Annotated in this window: 23 protein-coding genes; 10 read left to right on the forward strand and 13 right to left on the reverse strand. The window is 67.4% G+C overall.

The genetic code is table 11. The features are described 5' to 3' along the window. Positions 1–21 precede the first annotated feature (21 nt). Positions 22–1,935: a potassium transporter Kup gene (locus tag ACSFBL_RS15815; protein WP_435516725.1), complete on the reverse strand. Its 1,914-nt coding sequence runs from the start codon at positions 1,933–1,935 to the stop codon at positions 22–24. A gap of 51 nt (positions 1,936–1,986) precedes the next feature. On the opposite strand from ACSFBL_RS15815, the gene hpnC reads away from it, so the two are divergent. Genes hpnC through hpnE form a run of 3 tightly spaced genes read left to right on the forward strand, consistent with a single transcriptional unit; the run spans position 1,987 to position 5,021 of the window. Beyond that, a complete protein-coding gene (hpnC, locus tag ACSFBL_RS15820) occupies positions 1,987–2,883 on the forward strand; it encodes a squalene synthase HpnC (protein WP_435516726.1) in 897 nt (298 codons plus the stop codon). A gap of 13 nt (positions 2,884–2,896) precedes the next feature. Further along, complete coding sequence (gene hpnD / locus ACSFBL_RS15825) at positions 2,897–3,736, forward strand: presqualene diphosphate synthase HpnD (protein WP_435516727.1); 840 nt, start codon at positions 2,897–2,899, stop codon at positions 3,734–3,736. Position 3,737: 1 nt separating this feature from the next. Further along, positions 3,738–5,021: a hydroxysqualene dehydroxylase HpnE gene (gene hpnE / locus ACSFBL_RS15830; RefSeq protein WP_435516728.1), complete on the forward strand. Its 1,284-nt coding sequence runs from the start codon at positions 3,738–3,740 to the stop codon at positions 5,019–5,021. On the opposite strand, the gene ACSFBL_RS15835 is transcribed toward hpnE, so the two are convergent. Continuing rightward, the gene (locus ACSFBL_RS15835; RefSeq protein ID WP_435516729.1) at positions 5,018–6,514 is read right to left on the reverse strand and encodes a sigma-54 interaction domain-containing protein; all 1,497 of its coding nucleotides are present in this window, start codon (positions 6,512–6,514) and stop codon (positions 5,018–5,020) included. The two genes, hpnE and ACSFBL_RS15835, sit on opposite strands and share 4 nt — an antisense overlap. A gap of 7 nt (positions 6,515–6,521) precedes the next feature. Further along, positions 6,522–7,859 carry an acetate kinase gene (locus ACSFBL_RS15840; RefSeq protein ID WP_435516730.1) on the reverse strand — a complete coding sequence of 446 codons (1,338 nt, stop codon included), beginning with the start codon at positions 7,857–7,859 and terminating at the stop codon, positions 6,522–6,524. A 565-nt stretch (positions 7,860–8,424) separates the two neighbouring features. Between ACSFBL_RS15840 and ACSFBL_RS15845 the strand changes: the two genes are divergently transcribed. The 4 genes from ACSFBL_RS15845 to ACSFBL_RS15860 all read left to right on the forward strand — a co-directional run bounded on the left by ACSFBL_RS15845 (position 8,425) and on the right by ACSFBL_RS15860 (position 11,514). After that, complete coding sequence (locus ACSFBL_RS15845; RefSeq protein ID WP_435516731.1) at positions 8,425–9,819, forward strand: hypothetical protein; 1,395 nt, start codon at positions 8,425–8,427, stop codon at positions 9,817–9,819. A gap of 96 nt (positions 9,820–9,915) precedes the next feature. Further along, the gene (locus ACSFBL_RS15850) at positions 9,916–10,284 is read left to right on the forward strand and encodes a hypothetical protein (RefSeq protein ID WP_435516732.1); all 369 of its coding nucleotides are present in this window, start codon (positions 9,916–9,918) and stop codon (positions 10,282–10,284) included. A 10-nt stretch (positions 10,285–10,294) separates the two neighbouring features. Further along, positions 10,295–10,975 carry a C39 family peptidase gene (locus ACSFBL_RS15855; protein ID WP_435516733.1) on the forward strand — a complete coding sequence of 227 codons (681 nt, stop codon included), beginning with the start codon at positions 10,295–10,297 and terminating at the stop codon, positions 10,973–10,975. Then, positions 10,975–11,514 carry a hypothetical protein gene (locus tag ACSFBL_RS15860; protein ID WP_435516734.1) on the forward strand — a complete coding sequence of 180 codons (540 nt, stop codon included), beginning with the start codon at positions 10,975–10,977 and terminating at the stop codon, positions 11,512–11,514. The genes ACSFBL_RS15855 and ACSFBL_RS15860 overlap by 1 nt, the downstream gene beginning before the upstream one ends. Positions 11,515–11,523: 9 nt before the next feature. Here ACSFBL_RS15860 and ACSFBL_RS15865 read toward each other — a convergent pair whose 3' ends face one another. Continuing rightward, a complete protein-coding gene (locus ACSFBL_RS15865) occupies positions 11,524–12,249 on the reverse strand; it encodes an HAD family hydrolase (RefSeq protein ID WP_435516735.1) in 726 nt (241 codons plus the stop codon). A gap of 15 nt (positions 12,250–12,264) precedes the next feature. On the opposite strand from ACSFBL_RS15865, the gene hemH reads away from it, so the two are divergent. Next, on the forward strand, positions 12,265–13,296 hold the full coding sequence (gene hemH, locus ACSFBL_RS15870) for a ferrochelatase (RefSeq protein ID WP_435516736.1): 1,032 nt from the start codon (positions 12,265–12,267) through the stop codon (positions 13,294–13,296). Positions 13,297–13,311: 15 nt separating this feature from the next. Here hemH and ACSFBL_RS15875 read toward each other — a convergent pair whose 3' ends face one another. The 9 genes from ACSFBL_RS15875 to ACSFBL_RS15915 form a co-directional block, all read right to left on the reverse strand. Continuing rightward, on the reverse strand, positions 13,312–13,818 hold the full coding sequence (locus ACSFBL_RS15875) for a DUF1993 domain-containing protein (RefSeq protein WP_435516737.1): 507 nt from the start codon (positions 13,816–13,818) through the stop codon (positions 13,312–13,314). Between the two features lie 51 nt (positions 13,819–13,869). Next, positions 13,870–14,691: an alpha/beta fold hydrolase gene (locus ACSFBL_RS15880; protein WP_435516953.1), complete on the reverse strand. Its 822-nt coding sequence runs from the start codon at positions 14,689–14,691 to the stop codon at positions 13,870–13,872. Positions 14,692–14,741: 50 nt separating this feature from the next. Then, positions 14,742–15,806 (reverse strand): branched-chain amino acid ABC transporter permease, encoded by a 1,065-nt coding sequence (locus tag ACSFBL_RS15885; RefSeq protein WP_435516738.1) that lies wholly within the window; start codon positions 15,804–15,806, stop codon positions 14,742–14,744. A gap of 9 nt (positions 15,807–15,815) precedes the next feature. Further along, positions 15,816–16,796 (reverse strand): branched-chain amino acid ABC transporter permease, encoded by a 981-nt coding sequence (locus ACSFBL_RS15890; protein WP_435516739.1) that lies wholly within the window; start codon positions 16,794–16,796, stop codon positions 15,816–15,818. Between the two features lie 82 nt (positions 16,797–16,878). Then, positions 16,879–17,601: an ABC transporter ATP-binding protein gene (locus ACSFBL_RS15895; RefSeq protein WP_435516740.1), complete on the reverse strand. Its 723-nt coding sequence runs from the start codon at positions 17,599–17,601 to the stop codon at positions 16,879–16,881. Then, positions 17,598–18,362, reverse strand: coding sequence for an ABC transporter ATP-binding protein (locus ACSFBL_RS15900; protein WP_435516741.1), 765 nt, complete (start codon positions 18,360–18,362; stop codon positions 17,598–17,600). Before ACSFBL_RS15900 ends, ACSFBL_RS15895 begins: the two co-directional genes overlap by 4 nt. After that, on the reverse strand, positions 18,363–19,826 hold the full coding sequence (locus ACSFBL_RS15905) for an extracellular catalytic domain type 2 short-chain-length polyhydroxyalkanoate depolymerase (protein WP_435516742.1): 1,464 nt from the start codon (positions 19,824–19,826) through the stop codon (positions 18,363–18,365). A 184-nt stretch (positions 19,827–20,010) separates the two neighbouring features. Then, a complete protein-coding gene (locus ACSFBL_RS15910; protein WP_435516743.1) occupies positions 20,011–21,207 on the reverse strand; it encodes a substrate-binding domain-containing protein in 1,197 nt (398 codons plus the stop codon). 257 nt (positions 21,208–21,464) lie between these two features. Next, positions 21,465–23,009: a sigma-54 interaction domain-containing protein gene (locus tag ACSFBL_RS15915; protein WP_435516744.1), complete on the reverse strand. Its 1,545-nt coding sequence runs from the start codon at positions 23,007–23,009 to the stop codon at positions 21,465–21,467. 170 nt (positions 23,010–23,179) lie between these two features. Here ACSFBL_RS15915 and ACSFBL_RS15920 point away from each other — a divergent pair, with 170 nt between their 5' ends. Together ACSFBL_RS15920 and ACSFBL_RS15925 are read left to right on the forward strand one after the other, a co-directional pair. Then, positions 23,180–24,679 (forward strand): efflux transporter outer membrane subunit, encoded by a 1,500-nt coding sequence (locus ACSFBL_RS15920; protein ID WP_435516745.1) that lies wholly within the window; start codon positions 23,180–23,182, stop codon positions 24,677–24,679. After that, positions 24,676–25,830, forward strand: a complete 1,155-nt coding sequence (locus tag ACSFBL_RS15925) for an efflux RND transporter periplasmic adaptor subunit (RefSeq protein ID WP_435516746.1) — start codon at positions 24,676–24,678, stop codon at positions 25,828–25,830. The genes ACSFBL_RS15920 and ACSFBL_RS15925 overlap by 4 nt, the downstream gene beginning before the upstream one ends. Positions 25,831–25,840: the final 10 nt, after the last annotated feature.

Genomic DNA, 25,840 nt, shown 5'->3' on the forward strand with positions numbered 1-25,840 from the left:
GAATCCCTGTCAACGAAAACACTAGTTTCGTTGGCCCATCTCCACCAGACGATTGCCGGGCAACTCGAAGTAGTCCGAGGCCCGCCCGGCGTTGCGCTGGAGCCAGCCGAACAGCGCCCGCCGAAGCGGATTCATGCCCGGCAGCGCTTCGTCGCCGACCGAGGCGCGCGAGACGAAGTAGGACGTGGACATCGATTCGCAGGCGAGCCCCTTCTGGTAGGCCAGGATCCGGATGAACTCGGGCACATCCGGCCGCTCCATGTAGCCGTGGCGCGCGATGACGACCCACACGCCGTGCCCGAGCGACTCGGCTTCGATCCGAAGCCGCGCGTCCACACGGGGCGTGTCGCGCGACTGCACCTTGAGCACGATCACCTGCTCGTGCAGCACCTGGTTGTGCTTGAGGTTGTGCAGCAGCGCATGCGGCACCGACTCCGCATCGGCATTCAGGAACACGGCCGTGCCCTTGACCCTGTGCGGCATGTGCGCCTCGAGCGATCGGACGAAGGGCACCAGCGGAAGGCTTTCCGCCGCCGCGGCCTCCAGTCCGAGGCGCCTTCCCTTGGCCCAGGTCGTGAAGAGCACCATCACCACCACGGCCACCGCCAGCGTGAGCCAGCCGCCCTCGGCGATCTTCAGGGTGTTGGCGACCACGAAAGTGACGTCGACCACGGCGAAAAGCACGACGCCCACCACGACGGCCACGCGACTCCAGCGCCAGAGCTTGAAAGCCACGATCCCGGCCAGCAGCGTCGTGGTCACCATCGTGATCGACACCGCGATCCCGTAGGCAGCCGACAGCGCACTCGAACTGCGGAAGCCCATCACCAGCAGCAGCACGCCCACCATCAGCATCCAGTTGACGCCCGGCACGTAGATCTGGCCGATGGCCTCGCCGGAGGTCTGTATCACGCGCATCCGCGGCAGGTAGCCCATCCGCATCGCCTGCGCCGTCAGCGAGAAGGCGCCGGAGATGACGGCCTGCGATGCAATGACCGTCGCCATGGCCGCGAGAATCACCATGGCCAGCACGGCCCATGACGGGAAGAGGCGGAAGAACGGGTTGTCGATGGCCGCCGGATTCGCCAGCACCAGCGCCCCCTGGCCGAAATAGTTGAGCACGAGCCCTGGCAAGGCGATGAAGATCCACGCCAGCCGAATCGGCCGTGCGCCGAAATGCCCCATGTCGGCGTAAAGCGCCTCCCCACCCGTGAACGCCAGGAAAACCGCGCCCAGCACGCCGAGCGATTGCGCACGGTGCGTGAGCAGGAAGCCGACCGCATGGCGCGGATCCAGCGCCGCAAGCACTTCCGGATGCTTCAGGACCTGCACCAGGCCGCCCACCGCGATCGCGAAGAACCACAGCAGCATGACCGGCCCGAACACCTTGCCCACGACGCCGGTGCCCTTGCGCTGCACCGCGAACAGGCCGACCAGGATCACGAGCGTGATGGGGACCACGAAATGGCTCAAACCCGGCGCCTCGACCTCCAGGCCTTCGACCGCCGACAGCACGGAGATCGCCGGCGTGATGAGGCTGTCGCCGTAGAACATCGCCGCGCCCACCAGCCCCAACGCGCCGATCAGTTCCCAGACCCAGGGCCGCGTCGACGGCCCGGCCACCGAATTCCGGGCCAGCGCCTGCAGCGCCAGGATGCCGCCTTCGCCGTCGTGGTCCGCGCGCAACACGAAGACCACGTACTTGAGCGTCACGACGAACATCAGCCCCCAGAAAATCAGCGAGAGCAGGCCCAGCACCACTTCGGGCGAGAAAACCACCCCGTGTTCCGGATTCAGCGTTTCCTTGAAGGCATAGAGCGGCGACGTGCCAATGTCGCCGAAGACCACGCCGAGCGCCGCGATCATCACGGCCGGGCCGGCACGCGGATGAGGCGCAGCGTCGGCGGGGGCTAGTTTTTGCGTCGTTGCGGTCATGGCGGGTCCGTGGGGAAGAGCCGATCGTAGCCGTGAAGCACAATCCGCCGCGTGCCATCCACCCCCCACCCCGTGCTCGCCGCAACGCCGACGCACTACGAGAACTTCCCCGTCGCCTCCTGGCTGTGCCCGCCGCGGCTGCGGCCGCCCATCGCCGCGATTTACGCCTTTGCGCGCACGGCCGACGACATCGCCGACGAAGGCGAGGCCAGCCCGGCCCGACGGCTCGATGACCTGCGCGCCTTTCGCGCGGACCTCGCCGCCGCCGCGCGGGGCGCGGCACCCTCCGACCGCTGGCCCGAAGTCTTCGGCCCGCTCGCGCACGCCATGCGCGGCTTCGCGCTACCCGAGAACCTGCTGGCCGATCTCCTCTCCGCCTTCATGCAGGACATCGAGAAGACACGCGACGGCGCGGGCTATGCCGACCGCGCGGAACTGCTGGACTACTGCAGCCGCTCGGCCAATCCCGTCGGCCGCTTGCTCCTGCATCTGTATGGCGTCGACGATGCGCCTTCGCTCGAGCAGAGCGACGCCATCTGCAGCGCCTTGCAACTCATCAACTTCTGGCAGGACCTGAGCGTCGATCTTCCGCGCGGCCGCTTCTACCTGCCACGCGAGGACGCCCGGGCGCACGGGCTGGACGCCGGAGCCTTCGGCGCCTTCAGGCCGCTCGGGCCAGCAGCCCCACCCTCGCAAGCCATCTCACTCGTCGCCAGCGAGGTCGCGTGGGCGCGCACCCTGATGCATGAAGGCGCCCCGCTCGTGCATCGCCTGCCGGGCCGCGCCGGGTGGGAGCTGCGCTTCGTGATCCAGGGCGGCAGCCGCATCCTCGACAAGATCGAGGCGATGGGCTGCGACACGTTCTCGGCCCGTCCGGCCATCGGCAAGGCCGATGCGCCGCTGCTCGCATGGCGGGCCTTCCGTATGCGGAGACAATCGCCCGCATGAAGAGGCCCGCACGATGACCCCCGAGCAGTACGTCCAGGACAAGGCCGCTGCATCGGGCAGCAGTTTCTATTACGCATTCCTGTTCCTTCCCAAGCCGCGCCGCGCCGCGATCACAGCCTTCTATGCCTTCTGCCGCGAGATCGACGACGTGGTCGACGAGGTGACCGACCCCGGCGTCGCGGCGACCAAGCTGGCCTGGTGGCGAACCGAGGTCGCGCAGTCCTACGCGGGGCAGCCACACCATCCGGTGATGCAGGCGCTGATGCCGCACGCCGCGACCTACGGCATCGAGCAGCGACAGCTGCACGAAGTGATCGAAGGCTGCCAGATGGACCTCGACCAGACGCGCTACCTCGACTTCGCCGCCCTGCGGCGCTACTGCCACCTGGTGGCCGGCGTGGTGGGCGAAGGCGCGGCGCGCATCTTCGGGCAGAGCGATCCGCAGACCACCGAGTACGCGCACAAGCTGGGCCTGGCGCTTCAACTGACCAACATCATCCGCGACGTCGGCGAGGACGCGCTGCGCGGACGCATCTACCTTCCCGTCAACGAGTTGCAACAGTTCGACGTCAAGGCGCACGAGATCCTGAACCGCCTGCACTCGGAGCGCTTCGTTGCGTTGATGAAGTTCCAGGCGGTGCGCGCGCACCAGGCCTACGACGAAGCCCTCGCCCTGCTTCCGCCCGCCGACCGCCGCATGCAGAAGCCCGGCCTGATGATGGCGAGCATCTACCGCACGCTGCTCACCGAAATCGAACGCGACGACTTCCAGGTGCTGAACCAGCGCGTGAGCCTGACCCCGGTCCGCAAGCTCTGGCTGGCCTGGAAAGTACAAGCGCTAGGGAAGCTGTGACTTGAGCAGCGTCGCAATCATCGGCGGCGGGTGGGCTGGGATGGCTTGCGCGGTCGAGGCCACTCAGAGAAGCCACGCGGTCACTGTTTTCGAGGCCGCCCGGAACTGGGGTGGCCGCGCGCGCGCGCTCGCCGCCACCTTGCCCGACGGGCAGGACGTGACGCTGGACAACGGCCAGCACATCCTGATCGGCGCCTATACGCGCTCGCTCGAACTGATGGCGCGCGTCGGTGTGAATGTCGACGAAGCGCTGCAACGGGTGCCGCTCATCCTGCGCTTCCCCGACGGCGGCGGCTTGTCGCTGCCGCACATCCCGCCATGGCTCGATCGCGCGACCCGGCGCCTCGCGCCGCTCGACGTCGTCGCCGGCGTGCTGACTGCGCGCGGATGGTCGTGGCAGGACAAGCTCTCCCTGCTGAAGACGTCGACGCAATGGCAACGGCAAGGCTTCGTGTGCCCGGATGATCAGACCGTGGCCAGCCTGTGCGCCACCCTCACGCCCCGCGTGCGCACGGAGCTGACCGACCCACTGTGCGTCTCGGCGCTCAACACGCCCGCCGAGCAGGCCAGCGGCAAGGTGTTCCTGCGCGTCCTGGCCGAAGCCTTGTTCTACACGCCGGGCGGATCGCAACTGCTCCTGCCGCGCACCGACCTCGGCGCGTTGTTCCCCGACGCCGCCGACCGCTGGCTGCGACAACAAGGCGCGCGGACGGTGCTCGGCCAACGCGTCCGGGCCCTCTCACACGATGCCGAGGGCTGGCGCGTCGATGACGAGCCTTTCGATCGCGTGGTGCTTGCCTGCTCGCCCTGGGAAGCCGCCCGGCTCACCGCCGACCTCGCATCGCCATGGTCCGCCATCGCCGACGCGCTGCCGCACGAGGCCATCGCCACGATCTATCTTCATGGCAACGTCGCGCTGCAGGCGCCGTTCGTCGCATTGCGCAGCGAGCCCGACGCGCCCGCGCAGTTCGCCTTCGACCGCGGGCAGCTCGGCGGCCCGAGGGGCCTGCTGGCCTTCGTGATCAGCGCCAGCAACGGCGAGCGCGAAACGCTGCAGCAGCAAGTGCTGGTGCAGGCCCGCGAGCAACTTGGCCTGATCGATCTGCAGCCGGTGCTGACGGTGGTCGAGCGGCGTGCCACCTTCGCCTGCATCCCTGGCCTGGTCCGGCCGCCGATGCGGATCGCGGCGAACCTCCTCGCCTGCGGCGACTATGTCGAGGGCGACTATCCCGGCACACTGGAAGGGGCGGTGCGCAGCGCCATCGCTGCTGCCGGCGCGCTCTAAGCCCGACCGGCAGGCTTGCCGGCACCCGCCCAGTCGGCGCGGAAACCGTTGCCAGCAGACTTCAGGATCGCATCCAGTGGATTGGCGACGCTCGCAGGCACCGGGCGGATCTGCGGGTCCGCAGGCGGCCACGGTGCGGGCTGGTGCGGCCGCGATTCCGAGTCCAGCGCGATGCTGTGCTTGTCCATCAGCCGGTACAGGGTCATGCGCGACACGCCGAGTTCACGCGCAGCGTGCGTGATGTTCCGTCCGACCCGCGTCAGCGTCAGGCAGATCACATCCCGCTCCGCCAGCGTGCGCGCGGCATCGAGCCCCATGCCGACGGGGTTGTCCACCATCGCGAGACCGAGGTCGGTCGGTCCGATGAGCCGCCGATCGGTCATGACGACCGCGCGCTGCACGCGATTGAACAGCTCGCGCACATTGCCCGGCCACCCATGCGCGAGCATCGCCGCGACCGCCTGCCGGCTGAAGCCACGCACGCGGGTGCGGCTCTTGGCCACGCAGCGCTGGAAGAAGTATTCGGCCAGGATCGGCACGTCCTCCATGCGCCGCCGCAAGGGCGCGACGTCGATCGACAGCACGTTCAGCCGATAGAACAGGTCGTCCCGGAACTGGCCGACTGCCACGGCCTCGGCCAGGTCCACGTGCGATGCCGCCACCACGCGCACGTCGACATGGAGATTGCGCACCGCGCCTACTCGGCTGATCGTCTTCTCCTGCAGGAAGCGCAGCAGGTTGGTCTGCAGTTCCACCGGCAGGTCGCCGATCTCGTCCAGGAAGATCGTCCCGCCGTTGGCCGCCTCGATCAGGCCGCGTCGCTCCGACGACGCGCCGGTGAACGCGCCGCGCTCGTGCCCGAACAGTTCGGACTGGATCAGCGATGGAGAGATCGCGCCGCAATTGACCGCGACAAAGGGGCCCGCCGAGCGATTCGAGCATTGGTGGATGGCCCGTGCCGCCAGTTCCTTGCCGCTGCCGCTTTCGCCGCCGATCAGCACCGGCGCCTCCGTGACCGCCACCTTGCGAATCTGCTGGCGCAATCGCGTGATGGCCGGACCCTGCCCCACCATGCCCAGCGCGTCCACCGCATGGCGATGGGAGGCGTCGTGCAGATGACGGAGCACAGCGCGCTGGCTGGCCCGGTCGAGCATCAACTCCAGTTCGTGCACGTCGAAAGGCAGGGTCTGGTGGTCGAAGAAGCAGCCCAGGATCAGTTCGCGAAAATCCGGGGACTCCAGCGCGCGCGGATCACAGACACACACCCACTCCGAGCCGCCCGAACTCGCGACGCAGGCCTCCACCGCCGCTTCAGAGGCGGTCAGCGCTGCGCCGACGACCAGCATGCTCACGTTGAAATTCCGGTGCGCCTGGAGCCGGCCGGCGCCCACCAGGTCAGATGCCTGTGCGACCTCCCATCCGCGCGCGATCAGCGGGCCGGCGACCTGGCCCGCGTTTCCGCCCAGCGTCACGCAAAGGATGTTGCCGCGCATAGCCGGACTAGAAGGTGAACGGCACCCTGACTGTCAGTTGGAGGTCGGGCGTGTCGCGGGTCAGCCCTGCGCCGACGCTGACATTCAGCAGAGTCTTTTCGCTGTACCGGTAGGAATAACCCAGCAGCAGCGAGGCCAGTTGGGTGCGGACGGAGCCGATCACGTATTGGCCGTTCTGCTTGGTGCGGCCGACGGAGTACAGCTCCATGCCGAGACTGAAGGACGAGCGCTCGTTGATGGACAGGCCCATGCCGAGATTCATGCCGAAGACGTCGCCTGCCTTGATGTCACCGAGGAACTCCGTCTGGCCGCCCACCACCGTGCGGCTGACGTCGTTGCGAGCCACGGAGTAGGTGTAGCTCAGGCCACCGAAGAACACCGCGGGATCGGACGGCAACAGGAAGGTCAGGCTGGGCTGGATCGAATAGAAGCCCGAACCCACCGGGAGTTCGAGTGGCAGACCCGTGCCGGTGGCATTGCCGATGCAGCGCGTCACGCAGTCGGTCGTGACCTCGAAGGGATCCTTGCCGTTGCGCGCCTTGAAGCGCAGCGCGCCGACCACGTAGGGCTTGTTGTTGTCCCGGCCGTCGGCAAGCTGGTAGCGCAGCGCGACCTCCACGTCGCCGATGCCCTTGCCGTGCGTATCGAAGACATTGTCGAAGGCGCTGCCGGTGAAGATCTCGCGGCTGATGGTCGAGTCCGAACGGTTGACGTAAGGCACCTTCAGTTCGACCTCCAGTCGATTGGTCGCGCCCCACCGGCCCGTCAGTGCGCTGATGAAGGTGTTGTTCTTGAATTCGCGAACGTCGACGAGTCCGATCAGGATGGCGGGGATCACCGTGTAGCCCACCAGCGCGACCCGGTTGCTGGACGAATAGCCGTACTGGATCGAAGGCTCCAGGACGAACTTGCCCTGCGGCGTGAGGATCCCGGGCTCGCTGAAGATCTGCGCCACCGGCGGCGACTGGGTCTCGGCGACAGGTGCTACGCCCACGCGCACCGGTGTCGTCGCATCGCCAGCCTCGGCGGTCTCGGTCGGGATCTTGCCGGGCATGCCGGGCATGACGGGTTGCGGCTTGCTGCCGGGTGCCGGCAGTTCTCGCGCTTCCTGGCTCACCAGGCGCTCCTGCAGTTCGCGAAAGCGCGCGTCCTGCTCGCTGGCCATCTTGCGGAGTGCCTCGATCTCCTTCCCCTGATCGGTCACCTGCTGCTGAAGGGCCTCGATGCGCTTGGCGGTGTTCCGCGCCGCCGTGCCCTGGCCCTGCGTTTGCGCAACGGCGCCTGACCATGCCATGGATGAACAGGCAAGCAGCACGAGCGCCCTGTGCGGACGAAAGGTCTCCATCTTTGCCCCCTCTTTATGATTCTGCGTGCGAGGTTTCGGCGTCAGACTAATCTCATTCCTGTAACAGTGCCAAGCCAGAAGTTGCAATTAAAGGTAAGTCGATAGTCCACATCTGACAGGTGTCTCAAGGCTGTGGCACTTTGGTTCCGACACCTGTCGACGCAGGCGCGCCATACGAGGCAAGGCCGGGCCTCAACGCTATGCCGTTCGGTCTACGTGCAACGCCTTACTTCCGACCGGATCGACTGTCACTCGGCTGTGACAAGCCGCGCATCCCAGGCGCCGTCGCAGGGTGTCAAGACGCTGCTCGCGTCCCCTCTGAGTCGAGGGTTGCAGGCCGGGTCCGGCGTCAAGCAACTGTGACACTGCGAGCCTGGTTTACCTCTCCCGCGCCTCGAAAAAAACGAAGCCACGCGTTCACGCAACTGTCATGTGGAACGCCTGCCCAATGGAGAAGGCCATGCAGGAAACAAGCGGTAAGTTGGTGGCACCGAAGTTGCACTGGCGCCCCTGATTTGCGGCGACGCACGTCACTACCAAGCTTGTTCAACTTTTTGGAGGGTTCATGAAAAAGACACTTCTGGCTTCGGCCATTGCGCTTGCCTTCGGGTTCAGCGGTTCGGTGTTCGCGAATGACACGGACCAGGCTGCACGTCAGCGTACGGTGACCGGCAGCAACACCAACACCGAGACAAGCACGAGTACCAGTACGCGCACGGACACCAGCACGCGCAACAGCACGAGCAACAGCACGAGTACCAACAGGGAATCGGGCGATGCAGAAGCCAGTGCGGCGCGTTCCGCTGCAATCAACAACGGATCCACCGGCACCTTCACCAACGCATTCAACACGGCGAAGGCCACGGCCGTCAGCAAGCTGGATGGCTATGTCTCCGGCAATACGGTGTCGAACATCGGAAATTACGCGACCAACAACGGCTCTGCCGCAGGTGGCGCAGGCTACGGTGGCCGCGGTGGCACCGGCAGGGGCGGCACGGCCTCCGGCACGGGCGGCAACGGCGCCACGGGCACCGGTGCGGTCGGTGCGGTGGGTGGCAGCGCATCCAACGGCGCCATCACGCATGGCAGCGCCACGAATGGTGGTTCCGAAGCGGGTGACGGCGGCAACGGCCTCGGCGGTATCGCCGCAGGCCTGACCAGCAGCGGACGCGCCTCGTCGAGCGGTGGCGATGGCGGACGCGGCGGTTCGAGCGGCGACAGCGGCCGTGGCGGAAGCACCGGTAGCCTGTCCGCTGCGCTCGGCGGCAGAAGCGGCGGTGGCGGCGGTGGCGGAAGCTCCGGCAATACCTCGGCAGGCTCGGGCGGCTATGGCGGTGGCGGCGGCGCAGGCGGTGACGGCGGCCTGGCCGGCGCAGCGGGTGGCGCAGGCGGCGCTGGCGCAGCCGGCGGTGCAGGCGGCGCAGGCGGTGCCAGCGGCACGGCAGGCGCGGGCGGCGCGAGCGGTGCGGGCGGAACCGGCACATCGACCAGCACGGCAGGCGCAGGCGGCGCGAGCGGCGCCACGGGTGCCGGCGGCGCGGGCGGTTCGGGCGGCGGCGGCGGCGCGGCCACCAGCACGGCGACGGGCACGCAGACCGGCGGCGCGGGCACGGGCGGCGCGGGCGGTTCGAGCACGAACGGCAGCGCCACCAATGGCAGCGCCAGCAACGGCAACAACACCGCGGGCGCCGGCGGCGCAGGCGGTAGCGGCACTGGCGGCGCGGGCGGCGCGGGCGGAACCAACACGGGCAACGGCGGAACGGGTGGCGTCGGCAACGGCGGCACTGGCGGCGCAGGCGGCACGGTCACGGTCAACGCCGGCACGTTCAACATGTCCAACACGATGACGAGCGTCGGCCAGACCGCCGCGGGCATCATGGTCGCGAACCAGAACAGCGGTATCGCCGCGATGGTTCAGCAGAGCGTGAACGTCCAGGCCAACCTGTCCGTGGGTCGCTGATCGATCGCGAAGACCGGCGAACGTCGTGCAGCCTGATCCGTTCAGGCCGCACGGCGACCGTCGGCTCGCCCTGACATGAGGCTGAAGGGAGACGCCATGAAATTCATCACCCTCATCGGGTCCGCATGCACGGCCCTGGGGATGCTGTTGCCGGCTGTCGCCGGGGCGGAGGGAGCTCCGGCGACCAGCGAGGCATCGGCCGGGAGCGATCGCGTGGCCTTCTCGGCCGTGCCGGTCGACTCTGCAACGCTCGCCAGGTATCGCGGAGGAAGCGAGCAGGTCAACAACGACATGACCCTGAATGGCACCACGGCCAACAACTCGGCCAGCCGTGTCAATACAGGCGACAACACCATCAGTACGGGCTCGTTCGCCAACATGAACGGGCTGCCGGTCGTAATCCAGAACACCGGCGCGAATGTACTGATACAGAACGCGGTGATCCTTCATCTGCAGATGAACTGAGGAGAGCGCCATGCGCGGCATGCTGCTCTCCCTCTCGCTGCTGACTGCGGCCATCGCGACGCCTGCGCAGCAGGCCTACATGCCCGGCCTGGGCGGCGTGGACGTGCGCATCCCCGTCACCAGCCTGAAGCAGGCGCGCACGGCGCGCACGCTGATCCAGAAGTACGACTTCAGCTGCGGCTCGGCCGCCGTCGCCACGCTGCTGACGCACCACTACGACTACCCGGTCACCGAGGAATCGGTGTTCAAGGAGATGTACGAGAACGGCGACCAGGCCAAGATCCACAAGGAAGGCTTCTCGCTGCTCGACATGAAGCGCTATCTCCAGGCGCACGGATTCGATGCCGACGGCTTCGAGCAGCCGCTGGAAAAACTCAACGAGGCGCGCATCCCCGCCATCGTCCTGATCAACTCGAACGGCTATCACCACTTCGTCGTGGTGAAGGGCGTGGAGGACGATCGCGTGCTCATCGGCGATCCGGCACAGGGCACCCGCGCGATGTCGCGCAAGGCATTCGACGACAGCTGGAAGAACGGACTGCTCTTCGTCATCCACAGCCACATGGACAAGGCGCACTTCAACGTGGCGGCCGATTGGCGCGTGTCACCTCGTGCACCGCTGGGGCGTGGCATCGGGCGGTCGAGCCTGAGCGACATCACCATGCCCAAGCTCGGCCCGGGAGACTTCTGATGCATGCCGCCGGCTTCTCGTTCGCGCGCATCGGGCTGGGCCTCTGGCTCTGCGCGCTGGCGGGGAGCGCCCTTTCGCAGGCGTCTAGCGACGAACCGGACCGCGTAGCGCGCCGGGAGGAGGTGTGGATGGCGGTGAGCAACCAGACGCTGGATCGGCAACGCGGCGGATTCGATCCGGGCAACGGCCTGCTCGTGAGCTTCGGGATCACGCGGGCCGTCTACATCAACGGCAGCCTGGTGACGCAGACCACGCTGGACTTCGGCCAGGTCAACAACCTCACGCCCGTGCAGGCAGCGCAACTCAACAAGCAGCTGTCGACCCTGAACCTGGTGCAGAACGGGCCTGGCAACACCGTCCAGCCGCAACAGGGCGGCGCCAACTACGGCACGGTGATCCAGAACACGCTGGACAACCAGCACATCGTGAACCAGACCGTCATCAATGCAACCAGCAATGCGGCGGGGATGCTCAGGAACTTCAACATCCAGTCGACCGTGAGCGATGGCGTGGCACGCGCCATCATGGGCTCGCGCTGAACGACCGGGTCAGGCGGCGCCCAGCGCAACGCAGAGTGCGTGCAGGTTCGGCACGATGAGTTGCGGTCGCGCGCGGTGCTCCCAGGGACGCTCCTCGCGAACCAGCCAGGCCGCCTGCATGCCCGCATCGAGGGCACCGACCACATCCAGTTCTGCGTCATCGCCGACGTGGAGCACATCCTTCGGCAGCAGCCCGACCGACGCCGCCGCGGCGCGGAAGATCGGCGCATGCGGCTTGCCGCTGCCGAACTCGCGCGCATTGAAGGCCGTGCGGAACCAGCGCCCCACGCCCGTCAGGTGGATGTCCGCGTTGCCGTTGGAAATCGCCACCAGCGGATAACGCTCGCTGAGCCACTTGAGCGCCGGCAGGGCATCGTCGTAGAGCGTCACGCGCTGGCGCTCGGCAAAGAAGGCGTCGAAGGCCGGATCGGCCAGCGACGGATCTTCGCCCGATCGGCGCAGCGCGGCACGGATCGATTCGCGGCGCAGCGCGCTGAGATCATGCGCGAGGTCGGAGCGCTCCTTCTCTGTGGCTTCGCGCAACTCGCGCAGCACGCCGGGCGTCAACAGCAGGCTCGCGGTCTTCGGCGCCTCGCGCAAAAGCCATTCGTGCAGCACGCTTTCGGCACGCTCGATGGTCGGCCAGATCGGCCAAAGGGTGTCATCGAGATCGAGTGAGATGGCGGCGATGCGCTTGACGTCGAGGGTCAGGGATTCGGAGGTCGCGGAGGGCATGACAGAGAATATCGCATGCCTTTTCGACCTGAACCGCCTGCCGGCGACCACGCCCGGGGCCGCACCGCCGTGCTCTGGTGCAACCTGGGATCGCCCGACGAGCCGACGGCGACCGCCGTGCGCCCCTACCTCGCCGACTTTCTCGGCGACCCGCGCGTGGTCGAAATTCCGCGCGCGGTGTGGGCGCTGATCCTGCACGGCATCATCCTGCGCACGCGGCCCGCCAAATCGGCGGCCAAGTACGCCAGCGTCTGGACGCCGGAAGGCTCGCCGCTCAAGGTGTGGACGAAGAAGCAGGCCACGCTGCTCACCGGCTGGCTCGGCGAGCGAGGCCACCGCGTGACGGTGCGCGATGCGATGCGCTATGGCCAGCCGTCGATCGCGTCGCGACTCGACGAACTGAAGGCGGAAGGCGTCACGCGCGTGCTCGTGCTGCAGGCCTATCCGCAGTACTCTGCGACCACCACGGCGAGCGTGATCGACGCCGTGAATGCCTGGAGCGCGTGCGTGCGCCGCGTGCCGGAGTTCCGCTTCGTCAACGACTACCACGACGATCCGCTCTACATCGATGCGCTGACACGCAGTGTTTCGCGCCACTGGCAGCAGAACGGCCGAGGCGACCAGCTGGTGATGAGCTTCCACGGGATTCCGGAACGCAACATCCGGCTCGGCGATCCGTACCAGGCGCAGTGCCTCGTGACGGCGCGTTTGCTGGCCGACAGCTTGCAACTCACGCCCTCGCAGTACCGCGTGACCTTCCAGTCACGCTTTGGCCGTGCGAAGTGGCTGGAGCCCTACACCGAGCCGACGCTGCGTGAACTCGGCGCCTCGGGTGTCGAACGGGTCGACGTGATGTGTCCGGGCTTTCCGGCCGATTGCCTGGAGACACTCGAAGAGATCGCGATGGAAGGCCGCGACGCCTTTCTCGGTGCAGGCGGCAAGGCGTTCCACTACATCCCCTGCCTCAACGACAGCGGCCCTTGGATCACCGCGCTGGCCGGCATCGCGGAACGCCATCTCGGCGGCTGGCCCACCCGGCCGGAATGAGGCGGCGCAGCGCGCTCAGAACCGCCCGAGATAGTCCAGCTTGCTGAGCGGCACGCCACTGTGCCGCAGCACGTCGTAGGCCGTGGTGATGTGGAAGTAGAAATTGGGCAGCGCGAACTGCAGCAGATAGCGCTCGGCCGTGAACTTCAGTTCCGCGCCGCGCACCTTCATCGTGACCTCGCGCGCCTCGGCACCGTCGATCAGCGCGCGATCGATGCTGTTCAGATAGTCGATCGTCTTGGTGACGCGTGCCTGGAGTTCCGCATAGGTCGTCTCCGTGTCCGGAAAGCTGGGCGCCGTGACGCCGGCGATGCGCGCCGTGCCGAGCTTGGACGCGTCGCTCGCGCTCTGCACCTGACCCGCGAGGGTGAACATGTCGGGTGCCAGCCGCGCGTTGACGAGTTGGGAAGGATCGATGCCGGCCGACTGCGCATGGGCAAGGCCCTTGTCGAGCACATGCGAAAGCTGGCCGAGTCCGCGGGTGAACACCGGGACCGAGATGTCGTAAAACGAAAGCGCCATGTTGTCTGACTCCGTGTTGAATGGGCGGCCCGATTGTCGTGCCGTCATCGATCACGTGCCGGCGGCGCGAACAAAGGCCTCGATCGGGTCCAGGTGGGCAGGCACATTGAGGGCCGGCGCATGGCCGCAGCCCGGCACCTCGATGATCTGGAGCCGGCCCTTCGCACCGGGGCCGCGACCTCGCATCTCTTCCAGCGTTTCCGGCAGCACGAGGTCGGATTCCACGCCGCGCAGGCATAACAGGGGCACGTCGATCGCGTCGTAGTGCGACCACAGCAGGTAGTCGTCGGGATGCGCGATGAACTGCCGCACCATCGCCGGGTCGTAGTGCGGCGTCACGCGGCCGTCGGGGAGACGCCGCGTCGACGTCTCCGTCAGCCGCCGCCACTGGGCGTCGCTGAGCCAGCCATAGGGCTTGTAGACGGTGCGGAAGAAGGCTTCGAGCTCAACGACCGTGTCGAAGGCCGGCGGCTGGCCCGCATAGGAGCGGATGCGCTCGACGGCCGCATCCGCGATCTGCGGTGCGTTGTCGTTGAGCACGAGGCTCGCGATGCGAGCCTTTGTCGTGGGCTCGACCAGCCCCCCCGCACAGACGAGGCCGATCGCACCGCCCATCGACGTACCGACCCAATGCACCCGTTCCAGCTTCAACTCATCGAACAGCGCGGCCGCGACGCGCGCATAGAAAGACAACTGGTATTCGTCGTCGGGCGCCCTGCTCCACTGGCTCAGACCGCGGCCGATGGTGTCGGGGCAGATCACGCGAAAGCCGCGCTCCGCAAAATGCGTCGCCAGTTCGTCCATGTCGCGGCAGGTGCGCGCCAGCCCGTGCCATGCGACCACCACCGGGCCTTCGCGCGGCCCCCAGTCCATCCAGTGGATCTCGTGCCCCGCCAGCCGTGTGTAGTTCGAAGTCGGAGTGTTCACCGCGAAGCCCTCGCACGAAGACGGCCGACGATGCCGGTCGGGAAGTAATAGACCGAGAGCACGAACAGCACGCCCAGCCACAGCAGCCACCGGTCCGGCGACAGCAAGGCGGCGAGCCAGCCCACGCCGCTCGCGGCCTCGCTGCCGAGTCGCAGCAGATCCTGCAGGTAGCTCTGCGCCACCACGAAGATCACCGCGCCGATCACCGCGCCGTAGATCGTTCCCATGCCGCCAATCACGACGATCAGCAGCACGTCGATCATGATCTCGAAGCTCAGCGAGGTATCGGGCCCGTTGTAGCGCAGCCAGATCGCCAGCATTGCGCCCGCCAGCGTCGCGAACAGCGCCGAAAGCACCGAAGCGGTGGTGCGATACACCACCACGCGATAACCGATCGCCTCGGCCCGGAACTCGTTCTCGCGGATGGCCTGCAGCACGCGTCCGAAGGGCGAATTCACGATGCGCAGCAGCGCGAGCACCAGCACCACCGCGACCACGAACAGCATGTAGTAGCAGAGCAATCTTCCATCGAGCGAGACGCCGAGGAAAGGCTCCTCGGCGAACTCGAAGCTCGGCGAGATCAGTTCCGGCAGCTTGAAGGTCAGGCCGTCCTCGCCGCCGGTGAAGTCCGACATCTGCGAGGCCAGCGTCTGGAACGCGGAGGCCACGGCGAGCGTGATCATCGCGAAGAAGATCGCGCGCACCCGCAGCGAGAACAGGCCGATTGCGAGCGACAGCACCAGCGAGATCACGAGCGCCGCGCCGAGCCCCAGCAGCACCGCGCCCCACCCTGGGCCGAGACGCGTGGCCGAGATCGCGATGCCGTAGGCGCCGATGCCGAAGAACATCGTCTGCGCGAAGCTCACGATGCCGGTGTAGCCCAGCAGCAGGTCGAAACTCGCGACGAGCACGATGAACACCAGCACCTTGGCCGCGACGCTGAGCGCCTTCACGCCCGGAAAGATGAATGGCGCGAAAGCCAGGCCGAGCACCAGCGCGGCGAGCAGCACCGCGAGCAGGCGGCTGCGCGGCATGTCGTTGGAGAGTAGACGGGACAGCATGTCGTTCTTTCAGCGGTTCGCGACTGGGTAGACGCCCTGCGGGCGCCACAGCAATACCGCAACCATGAGGAAGATGCTCGCGAACTGCGTGAGCGTGGGGACCAGGAAGCCGATGTAGTTGGTCATCAGTCCCACCAGCAGTGCGCCGATCAGCGCCCCCGCCGTCGATCCCAGTCCACCGATGATGATGACGATGAAGATCAGCACATTGACCTGCGCGCCCATCTGCGGGATCAGGTTCTGCTGGAACAGCCCCCACATCACACCGCCCAGGCCCGCGAGTGCGCTGCCGACCACGAAGACGCCGACGAACAGCCGCCCGATGCGATAGCCCAGCGACTCGACCATCTCGCGGTCCTGCACGCCGGCGCGGATCAGCAGGCCGATCTTCGTGCGGCCCAGCGTCCATGCCAGCAGGCCGAACACGAACACGCCGATCACGACCGCCAGGATGCGGTACTTGCTGATCGCCGCATCGCCGATGAGCAGGGAGCCGCGCAACGCATCGGGCAGTGGCAGCGGGACTTGTCCGGGGCCCCAGATCACCTTGATGAGTTCCTCGCCGATGATCATCCCGCCCATCGTGATGAGGATCTGCTTCAGGTGCTGGCCGTAGACCGGCCGCACGATGAAGCGCTCGAAAGCCAGTCCCACCGCACCCGCCGCAGCCATCGCGACCAGCATCGCCGGGAACACGGCCACGAGGTTGCGCCAGAGTTCCTGCGAGCCGGTCCAGTCGGCCATGCCGCCGAGCACGCTGCTGGCGACGAAGGCGCCGAAGGCGATGAACACGCCATGGCCGAAGTTCAGCACGTCCATCAGGCCGAAGACCAGCGTGAGGCCGGAGGCAATGATGAAGATGATCATGCCCATCGCGAGGCCTGCGACGGTGAGCGTCAGCCAGGTGGAGAAGGAGCCGGTCAGCGGCAGCGCGATCAACGCGAGCGCCGGCACCAGTGCCAAGGGCTTCCAATCAAAGTCCAATCTCATAGAACCCCCACGCTTGTCACTTCGAGTGCTGCGCTGCCCCCCGAGGGGGCGCGAGCTTGCTTGGGGCGGCCCGGCGCGGCGCTCATAGCGCCAACCCCAGCAGCGACTGCTGCAACTGCTCGTCCGCCGAGAACGCGGCCATCGTTCCGCTGTGCACCACGCGGCCGTTGTCCATCACGGCCACCGTGTCGCCCAGGCGTTGCGCGAAGTTGATGTTCTGCTCGACCAGCAGGATCGTGACGCCGCTGTGCTTGAGCTCGCTGAAGGCGTCGATCATGTTGTTGATGATGGCGGGCGCGAGGCCCTTGCTCGGCTCGTCGATGATGAGCAGCTCGCGCGGCTCGACGATCGCGCGCGACACGGCGAGCATCTGCTTCTGGCCGCCCGACAGCTTGCCCGCCGGATGGTTCCAGAACTTCTCGACCGCGGGAAAGAGCTTGAAGATCCACTTGAGGCGCTTGTCGTCCATCTGGTCGGCGTTCTTCGCGCCACGCGCGGCCAGCAGCATGTTTTCCTTCACGGTGAGGTCCGAGAAGATGCCCATGTTCTCCGGCACGTAGGCGATGCCGAGTTCGGCGATCTGCGGCGTGTGCATCGCGGTGATCTCGCGGTCGCCAAAGCGCACGCGGCCCTGCGAGGCATGCCACAGGCCCATGATGGTCCGCAGCGTCGTGGTCTTGCCCGCGCCGTTGCGGCCGAGCAGCATGGTGAGCTGGCCGCGCGGCACGACGAGGTCCACGCCATGCAGGATGTGGTACGCGCCGATGTGCGTGTGCACGCCTTCGAGTTGCAGCAGGTGGCTCATGCGGCCTCCTTCGCGATGCCGAGGTAGGCCTCCTGCACGACCGGGGAGGCGATCACCTCCGCCGGTTCGCCATCCGCCACGAGCTGGCCGTTGTGCAGCACGATGATGCGGTCGGCGAGTTCGCGCACCACGTCCATCTTGTGCTCGACGAGCAGGATCGTCTTGGTCTTGTCCTTCTTCAGCGCACGGATCAGGTCGAGGATCACCGGCGCCTCGGCCGCGTTCATGCCGGCCGTAGGTTCGTCGAACATGAACACCTTGGGCTCGAGCGCCATCAGCAGCGCGACTTCGAGCTTGCGCTGGTCGCCGTGCGGCAGGCTCGCGACCGTGGCGTGCTCCTTCGCCTTCAACGCGACGTCCGCGAGGATCTGGTCGGCCCGCTCCGTCAACGCGCGGTGATCGCTCCAGATGCTCCACAGGTTGAGCCCGCGCCGATGCGGCCCTTCGCGCGTGGCCTGCACCGCCAGCCGCACGTTCTCCAGCACCGACAGATTGGGAAAGAGATTCGTCAACTGGAATGCGCGCCCGAGGCCGGCTCGCGTGCGCGCGGAGGCCGGCAGGCCCGACAGCAGTTGCCCGTCGAGCGACACGGTGCCCGCGGTCGCCTTGAGCTGCCCCGAGATCAGGTTGAAGTAGGTCGTCTTGCCGGCGCCGTTCGGGCCGACGATCGCCGTGAGCGTGCCGGGTGCGAAAGCGCAACTGACGGCATTCACCGCCACGTGGCCGCCGAAGCGGATGGTCAGGTCTCGGGTCTCAAGCATTCAACATGTGCCGATCACGTAGTAGTTGGGGCTGGTCTGTTTCAGCGTGGTGGTGACGAAGGTGTTCCACAGGCCCATGTTCTGGTTGGAGCCCTTGGCGTAGGTGTAGCCGCCGCTTTGCGTCGCGCGGCCCGCGGTGGTGTGCGCGTAGTTGCTGGCCGTGTAGCAGGTCGGCGTCCCGCCGCCGCTGCCGGCCAGCGTGGTGCCCGAGGCCGAGGCGGACATGGCGCTTTCCACGTTGTTCGCATCCAGCGCCGTCACGCTCCAGCTGTAGGTCGTCGATGCGGCGAGGCCGGTATCGGTGTAGTTGGTGCCGGAAACCGCCGAGCCGTTGACCTTGCTGCCGCTGCGATAGACGTTGTAGCCCGTCGCACCCGACACGCCGCTCCACCCGATCACCATGCTGCTGCTGGTGGCGCCGGACGTGCCCACGCCGACAGGCGCGGGAAGTGACGATCCGCCACCGCCGCCGCCCGCCCCGCTGGTCACCCGGTCCACCATGGCCTTGATGGCGGCCATCTGCGGGCCCGACTTCTTAGCGTAGTTCGCGTTGTCGTAGCCCCACCAGTCCCAGCAGCTGTTGGTCGCGGCCGTGCTGGTCTGCGGGTAGATCAGGATGATGTCGTTGGTATCGGCCCAGCGGTTGTAGCCCGTCTTGCGCACGTACTGGTCGCCGATGTCGTTGTAGTTCTGCTTGCAGCCATGCAGAACCACGTGCGTCCGGCACGAGGTGGTGGCGCAGCTTTGCGGCACGTAGATCCAGCCCGTCGCGGCCATGCCGTGGCCGCTGATGAAAGTGCCCTGGTTGAACTCGGTGAACGTGCCCGACAGCGTGCCGTTGTTGCGCGCGTTCAGCGGGCCGTACAGGTACTGCAGGATCTCGCCCGCCAGGTCGAAGCCGCAGTTGTTGATGTAGGGCGATGCCGTCGTGCCGCAGCTGCTGCCGTAGTCGTCGGTGATCATCGCGTGGCCGGAGCCGATGTTGTTCTTGTAGAAGGTATTCGCCGCCGGGACGAAGCTCTGGTAGTAGGTCTTCAGGTCGTTCATCACGGCCTGCGTCACCGTGTTGTCCGAAGTACCCGAATAGAGATACACCTTCGAGCCCGACAGGTTCGAGACCGGATCGATGGCGCCGCTAGACGCCCAGCTATTGGTGGTGGTGACCAGCGACGACACCGGAATGCTGCTGCTGTGCGACATGCACCGCCCCGTCGCATTGACGATGGACCCCTCCGCGCAGTAATACGGCCCCCCGGCGACCACGCCGGCCCCGCGCTTGAACGTCCCCGAATAGGCGACATGCAACTGCACCGCCATGAAGCCCCCCGACGACAGCCCCGACACGCTGACCTCCGCCGCATTCGCCCCCAGCGCCGGCAACGGCACCGCCGCCGTGGCAGCGTGCCCCACCAACGCGGCGAAGGCCGCGACCATGCTCATCTTCATCATCCAATTGCGCTTCATGCTTGTCTCCTTCGGTTTTCAGGGTGCACAGAGCCACCCCCTCTCACGAGGGGCACAGACGGGGAACAAAAAGATGCGCGCTACGCCAAGAGCCAGAAATCCCGCGGAACCGGCTCCGCCGGTCCGCCGGGATTGCCCCCCGAAGAGGGGGTGGAGAGCGACACGAAGTGCGCGAGCCTGGGGGTCAGCGTTTATTTCTGATGGGAATGTCCATCTCTTCAGGCTTGATCTCGTGGACCAGCTCAGGCACACCCCACGCGAAGGCCGGGTCCACCTTGATCTTGAAGTGGTACATGCTCTGCATGGCCTGGTGGTCTTCCTTGCGGAAGGTCATCTTGCCCTTGGGCGTGTCGAAGCTCATGCCTTCCATGGCCGTGATGAGCTTGTTGGTGCTGGTGTCGCCGCCCGTCTTCTTGAGCGCGGTCACCACCGCCATCGCCGCCGAGAAGCCACCGGCCGTGAAGAAGTCCGGCGGCGACTTGAATTCCTTGTAGTGCATCGACACCATCGCGTCGTTCACCGGGTTCTTCGGGATGCCGAAGTAGTAGTAGGCCGCGCCTTCCATGCCCGGCAGCGACTTGTAGGCGGCCATGGCAGGCAGGATGTTGCCGCCGGTCGCGATCTCGATGTTGTAACGCTTCAGGTCGAGGTCGACGATCTTGAACGGGTTGCCCGCGCCCGCCCACACGATCCAGATGATCTTGCGGCCCGGCTGGTCCTTGAGCTTGTCGATCAGGCGCTGCGCGCCGGCGGTGAAGTCGGTGGTGGCCGGCGGCAGGTATTCCTCGTGGGCGAGCTTGGCCTTCTTGAGCGCGTCCTTGAAGGCCTTCACGCCGTCGCGGCCGAAGGCGTTGTCCTGCGCCAGCGTGGCGACCGTGACGCCGGGCTTGTCGATCGCCACGGCGTTCGAGATCGCGTCCTGCGAACTGTTGCGGCCGGTGCGGAAGATGTACTTGTTCCACTTGTCGCCGGTGATCGAGTCGGCCACGGCGGGCTCGACCAGCAGGATCTTCTTGTATTCCTCGGCCACCGGCAGCATCGCCAGGGCCACGCCCGAGGAGGTCGGGCCGATCGCGAGCGCGGCCTTGTCGTCGGCATAGGCGGCCGCCAGCAGCGACTTGCCGAGGTCGGGCTTGCCCTGGTCGTCCTTCTCGATCACGACTATCTTCTTGCCGTTGACGGTCATCGTGCCGCCGGTCGCGTAGTCCAGGCCCATCATGAGGCCGGTCTGCGTCTGCTTGCCGTAGGCTTCGAGCGGGCCGGTCTTGCTGTAGATGTGGGCGATCTTGATCTCGTTGGACTGCGCCCAGGCGGGAGCCGTCAAGGCCGATGCGCCGGCAATGGCGAGGCTTGCCAAGGCGACGAGGTGGCGACGTTGCATTCTTTGTCTCCTGATGATGATGGCTGAATATTGCACACTTTGTGCCAGCCTGACTCGCCCGCAGGCTCGCGCACTTCGTGTCGCTCTCCACCCCCTACCTGTTGCTCGCCCCCAGGTTGGCTCACTTCGTGTAGCCGCCCACCCCCTACCGGGGGCAACCCCTGCGGCCCGGCGGAGCCGGTTCCGCGGGGTTTCTGGCAACGGGCGATCTGTCTGAGATCAAGACAAGCGGCATGTCTAGAACTTGGACATTTGCACTATCTTTGTTCAGGGTTTTCCAGACGTTCGTAGAGGGTGGCGCGGGAGATGCCTAGCAGGCGTGAGGTCGCGAGCTTGTTGCCGCCGGTGGCGGCCATTGCGGCGGCGATGGCGCGGCGCTCGAGTTCTGCGACTTGTTGGGCTAGGGGGCGCAGGAGGGCGGCGCTGTCGTCGGCGTCGTTGGCGGCGGGGGCGGGCAGCTTGCTGGGGGTCGCGATCTTTTCCTGGCCGGCTTCGCGGAGGATGCGTTCGAGTTGGGTGGCGTCGATGCGCTGGGAGTCGCTGCGCATCGTGACCTGCTCCAGGACGTTGCGCAGTTCGCGGATGTTGCCGCGCCAGTGTTGCGCCGCCAGGAGCGCCAGAGCGTCGGGCGTGAGTTCGGGCGGGGCCTCGCCGCTGCGCAGGGCCATGTCTTCGCCTAGCACCTCGACCAGGGCGGGGATGTCGGCGCGGCGTTCGCGCAAGGGCGGCACGCGCACCGGGAGGACGTTGAGCCGGTAATACAGGTCTTCGCGGAAGCGGCCTTCGCGGACCAGCGCGGCGAGGTCGCGGGAGGTGGCGGCGATCACGCGGGCATCGAAGGGCACGAGCTTGTTGGAGCCGAGCGGCTCGATCTCGCCTTCCTGCAGCGCACGGAGGAGCTTGGCCTGAAGGCCGAGCGGCATGTCGCCGATTTCGTCGAGGAAGAGCGTGCCGCCGTCGGCAAGCTTGAACTTGCCTTCGCGGGCCTTGCGGTCGGCGCCGGTGAAGGCCCCGGGTGCAACGCCGAAGAACTCCGCTTCGAGTAGGGTGTCGGGGACGGCGGCGATGTTCACGCTGACGAAGAGGCCGGCCGCCCGCGCGGAGGCGGCGTGGATCGCGTGCGCCAGCAGTTCCTTGCCGGTGCCGGTCTCGCCGAGAAGCAGAACCGGGCTGGACGATTGCGCGGCGCGCCGCGCATGGCGCTTGACCTCGACGGCCGCCGGGCTGCTGCCGATGAAGCTGGCGAAGGTGTACTTGGAACGCCGCTGGCCGTCGGCCGACTGCTGGTACAGCGGGTTGTTGCGCTGGCTCGCGAGTTCTCGCCGCGCGTCGTCGAGGTCGCGCTGCAGCAGCGCGAACTTGCTGATGAGCGGCTGCAAGGTGGTTTCGGGGTGGTCGAACAGCACGATGCCGATCGCGCCGATCACGTCGCCGGGCACGGCGCCCGAATCACCCTCGCGCTCCTCGCGCAAGGGGATGCGGCTCACGACGAAGGTGCCGGCCTTGTTGGTCAGCAGGTCGATCAGGATCGGCTCCCCGGTTTCCAGCACCCGGCGCATCAGGGTGTTGGGGATCACGTCCTCCACCCGGTGGCCGAGGAACTGGTCGATCGACGAGAAGCCGAGCGCCGGCAGGAAGCGGCGGTACCCCTCGTTGACCCAGACGATGCGGCCGCTGCGATCGACCAGGAACATGCCCTGGCTGATGCTGGAGAACAGATGGAACATCGAGCGCGCGGCGAGCGCGAGGATGCCCTCGGCATCGAGCGGTAATGCGGGTGGAGCGGCGGCGGCGGGAGACATGGGCGGGATCGTAGCGCGCGCCGGCCCTCCAAAAACGCGGCAAGTTCCGACAGGGGGTGACAGGCTGCCTTGTTATGCTGCGCGCCTTGCACGGCCTACGGCCATTCGATGGCGACATGGCGATCCACCGCTCGCCTGAATCACGCCCTTTTTGCGGAAATCCCGAACTCATGAGGAACACCCGGCTCCCCGCGCTTTGCGTCGTCGCGTCATTGCTTCTTTCGGCCTGCGCGGTCCCCCGCCCGCCCGAGCAGGTGACGGCCCCGTTGCCCGCGAAATGGAACACGCCCCTGCCCGCCTCTACCGCCCCGCTGCCGCATGGCGGTTCGCTGCCGACGCTGGCCGAATGGTGGCGTCAGCTCAACGACCCGCTGCTGGTCGAACTGATCTTCGCGGCCGAGGCCGCCAGCCCGACGGTGGCCAGCGCCGGCGCACGCATCACCGAAGCCCGCGCCACGCGTGTCGCGGCGGGCGCGGCGCTGATCCCCAACCTCAACGGGACACTGTCGGCCAGCCGCGGCAATTCGCCGAGTTCGGGTTTCACCACGGGTACTACAGGCGGCGCGACCGACGGCGTACCCACCAGCCTGCCGATCCTCACCACGGGCCAGGCCGGCTTGCAATCGAGCTGGGAGATCGACCTCTTCGGCGGCCTGCGTGCCAGCCGGGACGCCGCCCAGGCACGCTTCGTCGGCTCGGACGCGCAATGGCATGACGCGCGCGTGTCGGTCGCGGCCGAGACCGCTAACGCCTACCTTGCGGAGCGCGCATGCCGACGGCAGCTCGTGGTGTCGACCTCCGACGCCCAGTCGCGCGCCGAAACCGCACGGCTGACCGAACTCTCGGCACGCGCCGGCTTCACCGCGCCGGCCGACGCGGCGCTGGCACGCGCGAGCGCCGCCGAGGCATCGGGACGACTGACGCAGCAGCGCGCGCTGTGCGCCGTGCAGCGACAGGCGCTGTCGGCGCTGACCGCGATCGAATCGCCCATCCTCGATGCCAAGCTGGATGCCGCGCCCATCGACGTCACCTTGCCGGCCGTGCAGGCCGTTCACAGCGTCCCCGCCGAAGCACTGGCGCAGCGGCCCGACATCTTTGCCGCGGAGTTGGCGGTGGCGGCGGCCAGCGCCGATGCCGGTGCGGCGCTGGCTCAGCGTTTTCCGCGCCTGGCGCTGCAGGGCTCCATTGCCACGGTGCAGGTGCGCGCGGGCGGATTCCGCGAAACGCTCGACACCTGGACGCTCGGCCCCCTCGCGCTCACCGTGCCGATCTTCGACGGCGGCACGCTGGCGGCCAATTCCGAAGCCGCGAAGGCGCGCTACGACGAGTCGGTCTCCATCTACCGGTCGCGCGTGCGGCAAGCCGTGCGCGAGGTCGAGGAGGCGCTGATCAATCTGCAGAGCACCGACGAACGCGCGAGCGATGCCGACACCGCGGTAACCGACTACCAGACCTCCTTCGACGCCACCCAGCAGCGCTACGGCATCGGCCTGGCGAGCCTGTTCGACCTGGAGGATGCGCGGCGCACCCTGTTCGTTTCGCAGACCGCCCGCGTCGCGCTGCAGCGCGAGCGCGCCGAAGCCTGGGTGTCGCTCTACCGCGCCATGGGCGGCGGCTGGTCGCGGCCCGAATCCGTCGCTACGACGACAACTGCTACCCCGTCCCCATGAAAAGAATGAAGCGTTCCACCCTCATCGTCGTCGTGCTGGCCGTCGTGCTGGTGCTTGCAGGCGCGGCCTTCTGGCTCTCGCGCGGCAAGCAGCCCGAGGGCGCCGCCAAGCCGAAGGAAGCGGCCACGGCGCGGCCGACCCTGACCGTCACGGTCGCCAAGCCGGAGACCAGCGAGCTCAGCGTCACGCTTGCGGCCAACGGCAACGTGGCCGCCTGGCAGGAAGCGAGCGTCGGCTCCGAATCCAGCGGACTGAAGCTCGCCGAAGTGCGCGTGAACGTCGGCGACGTGGTCAAGAAGGGACAGGTGCTCGCGACCTTCACTGGCGACTCCGTGCAGGCGGACGTCGCCCAGGCGCGGGCCTCGCTCGCCGAGGCGCGCGCAACCGCTGCCGATGCCACGGGCACAGCGGCGCGCGCACGCACGCTGCAGGCCACGGGCGCGATGAGCCAGCAGCAGATCAACCAGTACCAGACCGCCGAACAGACCGCCAAGGCGAGGGTCGAGGCGGCCGAGGCCGTGCTCGCCGCGCAGCAGGTGCGCGGCCGCAACACGCAGGTGCTGGCGCCGGATGACGGCGTGATCTCCTCGCGCACCGCGACAGTCGGGAGCGTGGTCAACGCCGGCACCGAGCTGTTCCGCCTGATCCGCCAGGGGCGGCTCGAATGGCGCGCCGAAGTCACCTCGTCCGAACTCGCCCGCATCGCGGTCGGCACGCCGGCGATCGTCGTCAGCGCCAGCGGTGCGCAGGTCAGCGGCAAGGTGCGCAGCGTCGCGCCGACCGTCGATCCGCAGACGCGCGCCGCGCTGGTCTACGTGGACATTCCGAACGTGCTGCAGAACACCGGCATCAAGGCCGGCATGTTCGCGCGCGGCGACTTCCAGCTCGGCCGCACCAGCGCGGTCACGGTGCCGCAGGCGTCGATCGTGCCGCGCGACGGCTTCAACCATCTGCTCCTGCTGCAGCCGGACAACCGCGTCGCGCAGTTGAAGGTCGAGACCGGCCGGCGCGTGGGCGACCGGGTCGAGATCACGACGCCGCTGCCGGCGGACGCGCGCGTGGTGGTCCAGGGCGCCGGCTTCCTCAACGACGGCGATCTCGTCCGCGTGGTGGAACCACCCGCGAAACAGCCCGTCGAAGTCGCGAAGTAAGGAGCACCGC

It is taken from the genome of Variovorax glacialis (genome assembly GCF_051216375.1).
Classification (GTDB): Bacteria; Pseudomonadota; Gammaproteobacteria; order Burkholderiales; family Burkholderiaceae_C; genus Variovorax.

Coding starts and splice junctions, on each gene's coding strand:
- hemH (WP_435516736.1), top strand. CDS start 12,265: ATGCCTTTTCGACCTGAACCGCCTGCCGGCGACCACGCCCGGGGCCGC.
- ACSFBL_RS15850 (WP_435516732.1), top strand. CDS start 9,916: ATGAAATTCATCACCCTCATCGGGTCCGCATGCACGGCCCTGGGGATG.
- ACSFBL_RS15840 (WP_435516730.1), bottom strand. CDS start 7,859: ATGGAGACCTTTCGTCCGCACAGGGCGCTCGTGCTGCTTGCCTGTTCA.
- ACSFBL_RS15915 (WP_435516744.1), bottom strand. CDS start 23,009: ATGTCTCCCGCCGCCGCCGCTCCACCCGCATTACCGCTCGATGCCGAG.
- ACSFBL_RS15920 (WP_435516745.1), top strand. CDS start 23,180: ATGAGGAACACCCGGCTCCCCGCGCTTTGCGTCGTCGCGTCATTGCTT.
- ACSFBL_RS15835 (WP_435516729.1), bottom strand. CDS start 6,514: ATGCGCGGCAACATCCTTTGCGTGACGCTGGGCGGAAACGCGGGCCAG.
- ACSFBL_RS15875 (WP_435516737.1), bottom strand. CDS start 13,818: ATGGCGCTTTCGTTTTACGACATCTCGGTCCCGGTGTTCACCCGCGGA.
- ACSFBL_RS15890 (WP_435516739.1), bottom strand. CDS start 16,796: ATGAGATTGGACTTTGATTGGAAGCCCTTGGCACTGGTGCCGGCGCTC.
- ACSFBL_RS15880 (WP_435516953.1), bottom strand. CDS start 14,691: ATGGACTGGGGGCCGCGCGAAGGCCCGGTGGTGGTCGCATGGCACGGG.
- ACSFBL_RS15925 (WP_435516746.1), top strand. CDS start 24,676: ATGAAAAGAATGAAGCGTTCCACCCTCATCGTCGTCGTGCTGGCCGTC.
- ACSFBL_RS15845 (WP_435516731.1), top strand. CDS start 8,425: ATGAAAAAGACACTTCTGGCTTCGGCCATTGCGCTTGCCTTCGGGTTC.
- ACSFBL_RS15910 (WP_435516743.1), bottom strand. CDS start 21,207: ATGCAACGTCGCCACCTCGTCGCCTTGGCAAGCCTCGCCATTGCCGGC.
- ACSFBL_RS15815 (WP_435516725.1), bottom strand. CDS start 1,935: ATGACCGCAACGACGCAAAAACTAGCCCCCGCCGACGCTGCGCCTCAT.
- ACSFBL_RS15885 (WP_435516738.1), bottom strand. CDS start 15,806: ATGCTGTCCCGTCTACTCTCCAACGACATGCCGCGCAGCCGCCTGCTC.
- ACSFBL_RS15865 (WP_435516735.1), bottom strand. CDS start 12,249: ATGCCCTCCGCGACCTCCGAATCCCTGACCCTCGACGTCAAGCGCATC.
- ACSFBL_RS15860 (WP_435516734.1), top strand. CDS start 10,975: ATGCATGCCGCCGGCTTCTCGTTCGCGCGCATCGGGCTGGGCCTCTGG.
- ACSFBL_RS15855 (WP_435516733.1), top strand. CDS start 10,295: ATGCGCGGCATGCTGCTCTCCCTCTCGCTGCTGACTGCGGCCATCGCG.
- ACSFBL_RS15905 (WP_435516742.1), bottom strand. CDS start 19,826: ATGAAGCGCAATTGGATGATGAAGATGAGCATGGTCGCGGCCTTCGCC.
- hpnD (WP_435516727.1), top strand. CDS start 2,897: ATGACCCCCGAGCAGTACGTCCAGGACAAGGCCGCTGCATCGGGCAGC.
- ACSFBL_RS15895 (WP_435516740.1), bottom strand. CDS start 17,601: ATGAGCCACCTGCTGCAACTCGAAGGCGTGCACACGCACATCGGCGCG.
- ACSFBL_RS15900 (WP_435516741.1), bottom strand. CDS start 18,362: ATGCTTGAGACCCGAGACCTGACCATCCGCTTCGGCGGCCACGTGGCG.